General features: G+C 67.8%; 4 protein-coding genes and 1 pseudogene. 1 reads left to right on the top strand and 4 read right to left on the bottom strand.

Annotated elements, in window-relative coordinates; translation table 11 throughout:
• Window positions 1-394: 394 nt before the first annotated feature.
• On the bottom strand, window positions 395-700 hold the full coding sequence (locus ACFYXK_RS33915; protein ID WP_389414650.1) for a hypothetical protein: 306 nt from the start codon (window positions 698-700) through the stop codon (window positions 395-397).
• Window positions 701-1,052: 352 nt separating this feature from the next.
• A pseudogene (locus ACFYXK_RS33910) lies at window positions 1,053-1,833 on the bottom strand (MerR family transcriptional regulator).
• 181 nt (window positions 1,834-2,014) lie between these two features.
• Here ACFYXK_RS33910 and ACFYXK_RS33905 point away from each other — a divergent pair.
• Window positions 2,015-2,347: a ribosomal protein L7/L12 gene (locus tag ACFYXK_RS33905; protein WP_389414649.1), complete on the top strand. Its 333-nt coding sequence runs from the start codon at window positions 2,015-2,017 to the stop codon at window positions 2,345-2,347.
• A gap of 100 nt (window positions 2,348-2,447) precedes the next feature.
• Here the strand turns inward: ACFYXK_RS33905 and ACFYXK_RS33900 are convergent, their stop codons facing one another.
• Together ACFYXK_RS33900 and ACFYXK_RS33895 are read right to left on the bottom strand one after the other, a co-directional pair.
• The gene (locus ACFYXK_RS33900; RefSeq protein ID WP_389414648.1) at window positions 2,448-2,654 is read right to left on the bottom strand and encodes a hypothetical protein; all 207 of its coding nucleotides are present in this window, start codon (window positions 2,652-2,654) and stop codon (window positions 2,448-2,450) included.
• A gap of 80 nt (window positions 2,655-2,734) precedes the next feature.
• Complete coding sequence (locus tag ACFYXK_RS33895; RefSeq protein WP_266995514.1) at window positions 2,735-3,091, bottom strand: DUF6247 family protein; 357 nt, start codon at window positions 3,089-3,091, stop codon at window positions 2,735-2,737.
• Window positions 3,092-3,237 lie beyond the last annotated feature (146 nt).

The following is a 3,237-nucleotide window of genomic DNA, read 5'->3' as shown; positions in this document are numbered from 1 at the left end:
CAAGGAACGGACGCTTCCTTTGTACTCACCCTCTCGGGCTTTCCTCCGGGCTTCGTTCTTCGTTTCCGACTCTATCAGATCCTTTCGGGCCTGACTCCCGGTCGAAGCGGGATTTGCTTTCCAGGTCCTCGCTTTCGCGTTTCCCTTTCCGGCGAGTCCGACTCTATCAGAAGTTTTCCACCGGATTTCCCGGCTTCGGATTCCTGGATGAGGAGTCGAGTACGTACCCGCAGAATTCGATTCCGTGGGTACGTGGGGTCTTGCTGGATGGCTGCCGAACTTGTCCAGTTCCAGGCAACCGTTCGACTCTACAACTGGCCCTCCGAGGTGTCAAAACGAGGGCACGCACGGCCCTGACCGCCGGGGCATGGGGCAGCCCATACCCCCGGGCCGGCTAGCTCGCGGCGGTCTCGTCTCCGGGGACAGGGATGACTCGGCCGGTCCACGCCCAGGGTTCCTGGCGGGGATCCCAGGCCACCTCGACGGTGGTGCCGTGGAAGTCGCGTGCGAGTTCCTCCAGCGTCGTGGCGGCAGCGATCAGTGCCACCTCTGGGTCGAGCAGCTCGTCGGTGAGGCGCCCGCAGAGCATTCCGCCGTCCACGGTCTGGATGCTGTAGCGCCAGCCGTCCGGCGTCGCCAGCAGAACGATGCCCCGGGGCAGGCCGAACGGGGGCCGCTGCCTCTTCTGTCGTCTCGCCATGCGCCCATCCAACACGTCGGGATCGCCCACTGACCGGGCCGGACGATGCAGCGGAGCACCGAGACCGATGCAGGGACGCGCTCATCACCCCGGACGCCGCCGCACACTGCGGGCCGTCCGACGGCGAGTACGAGGCGATCACCGAGCGGGTGATCGTCGGCTTCGCCGACGACCTGGCCGAGGAGCCCACCAGAGTCAGCGCCGCTGGCAGGCCCGTTCCTGTGTGCGACGGTCTCACCCGGTGAGCCGGGCCCTCCGGGCGCCCACAGCGTCCCCAACGAGTTTCCTGACCCATGCCAGCCCCTGCTCGTCTGCGTACAAGCCGAACGTCAGGTCCCGTGTCCCCATCGCATCAGGCCTTGTGATGGTCGTCGGCGCTCTTGGCCAAGACGGTGGTGAACCAGGAGTAGACGGGAGCAAGCGTGGGTGATGTGGGCCATCCATTGACCGTTGCCAGGAGCTGCCAGTAGCGCTCGGCGTGGGGGGCGGCGGTTGTCTGCAGGCGGGCGAGGAGCCAGCGGCGCAGATCTCCTCCGCCTGCACGCTCGAATGCGTCGGCGTAGAGGCCGCCCAGCGAGTCGGTGAGGAATGCACCTTTGGCGGAGGCCGGCAGGAGGCCGGCGGACACGGCCTCGGCGATTCGTTCACGCATCGCTTGGTTGAGAGCATCGTGCAGAGCAATGACGTCCTGCTGGGAAGGCTCTTGCGCCTGCTCCTCGGCTGTGCGGCGTATCGCGACACGGAAGTCTGCGCTCTGGCAGAGTCCGGCGAGTTCCACCCAGGCCTCGACCTGTTCGGGAGCCGCGTCTGGCGACTGCGCGGAGTACTGCCCGGCGCAGGCGGAGCGTCCGGATCTGTACGTCCAAGGCGTTGGCGTGTGCTTCCGTGACTTCCGATAGGGATGCCTCCCGGTCCAGCACCTTGCGCACGGTCGCCAGATCGAGCCCGAGATCACGCAGTGTGCGGGCCAGGTCCAGGCGCGCGAGTGCGTCGAGGCCGTAGAGCCGGTAACCCGCCGGGCTCCGCTCGGTTGGCGGGACGATGCCCTTGTCGGAGTAGAACCGGATGGTCTTCACCGTCAGGCCGGTCCGGCGGGATAGTTCTCCGATGGAATAGAGCGTGTCCCTGTCCATGCCCCCAGCTTGATGTCTCCCCCCACGGGAGACTCAACCGCGGCCAAGCCTTCCTGGGGCGACCACGGGCTCTGTGCGGCTGCCCAGACGGCGAGGTCCAGACGTTCGCCTGGGTCCGGCGACAACCCGCCGGGCCTGATGGTTCACTTGCCGAACAACTGGGGGTGGCCGGGGAGGGTGTGTGGAAGAGCCGGGTTTCCGTGTGCTGCTGACGTCGGCAGGAGACCGGAAGATGGACGCGGTCCGCGCGATTCGGACGATCACCGGCCTCAGCCTCTGGAACAGCAGACTTCTGCTCGACCGTGCACCCGTAGCGGTCACGGGACCCCGCTGGCTCGAAGCCACGGATGAGGCAGCCAGGCTCCTCGAGGACGCGGGCGCCCACGCGACAGTGGTGTGCGACTGGTGCGACCGCACCATCACTCGGGGAGCCGGCCTTCTCGATCCGGCCCCGTGCAAGGGGCCATGGCCTGCCGATGCCTGCCGGGCGAGTTGCCCACCGGCCGCAGGCTGAGTCCGCGCCGAGGAACAACCGCCCCTCCGCACCCCTCTCGAGGCCGACACCGGCCCCGACGCGGGGCTGCTGACCGGGGACGGACTCGGGCGGCCACTGATCAGAGGTTGACGCGCTTCAGGTAGACACGGCTGCGGTGAGGGATGGTCTGGTACCAGAGCATCAGGTGCTCGTCCTCGTACGTACGCAGCCGCATGGGGCTGGGGTCTTCGTAGAGGCTGCCGTCCTTGGGGTCGATGCCCATGGAGGCCAGGTCGACCAGGCCGTCCATCACGGCGCCGACCGTCCTCTGATGCTCGGCGGCCATGTCGCCGAGGACCCACTGGCGGCTCGGATCGCATTCCCATGCCCAGCCGCCGTCGTTCTCCGTCCCTTCGCCCCGCGGACTCACTGACCGATCTCGCGCTGGGCCTCGGCGAGGATGCGGCTGCTCGTCTCCATGGCGGCCCGGAACTCCGCTTCGGTGGCGTCCGGGTTGCCGGCGGTCCGTTCGGCCTCGAGCAGCGCTGCCGAGCGCGCGGGCCAACGGTGGATGGCCACGTGCGTCGCCCACTTGATCAGGAAGAAGCGGAGCGGGTTGATCGCGCCGGTCTCGGCGGCGCGGTCGAACGCCGCATGGCACTCCCTGTCGAACTCGGCGAGGTGCGGCATGTCGATCCGGCGCACTGCGTCCCGCAGGGCTTCGCGCGTCATGGCCGGCTGGGGGATGAGCGGACCGTCGTCTTCGAGGTGCTGTGCTGTCATCGTGCCTCCAGGGGAACGCTGGCCACGATACCGAGCGGCTCTGTCAGAAGCCCCCTGAACGCAGAAAAGCCCTGTACCGGATACCCGGTACAGGGCTTTTCTACAATGATTGTTCGGCGGCGTCCTACTCTCCCACAGGGTCCCCC

Origin of the sequence: Streptomyces sp. NPDC002209, assembly GCF_042890265.1 — a bacterium.
Taxonomy (GTDB): Bacteria; Actinomycetota; Actinomycetes; order Streptomycetales; family Streptomycetaceae; genus Streptomyces.
The sequence above is the reverse complement of the archived record's forward strand: the minus strand, read 5'-3'. Positions and strand labels throughout refer to the sequence as shown.

Bases quoted from the DNA above. Each gene is read 5' to 3' on its own strand.
- ACFYXK_RS33915 (WP_389414650.1), bottom strand. From the start codon at position 700: ATGGCGAGACGACAGAAGAGGCAGCGGCCCCCGTTCGGCCTGCCCCGG.
- ACFYXK_RS33900 (WP_389414648.1), bottom strand. From the start codon at position 2,654: ATGGCCGCCGAGCATCAGAGGACGGTCGGCGCCGTGATGGACGGCCTG.
- ACFYXK_RS33895 (WP_266995514.1), bottom strand. From the start codon at position 3,091: ATGACAGCACAGCACCTCGAAGACGACGGTCCGCTCATCCCCCAGCCG.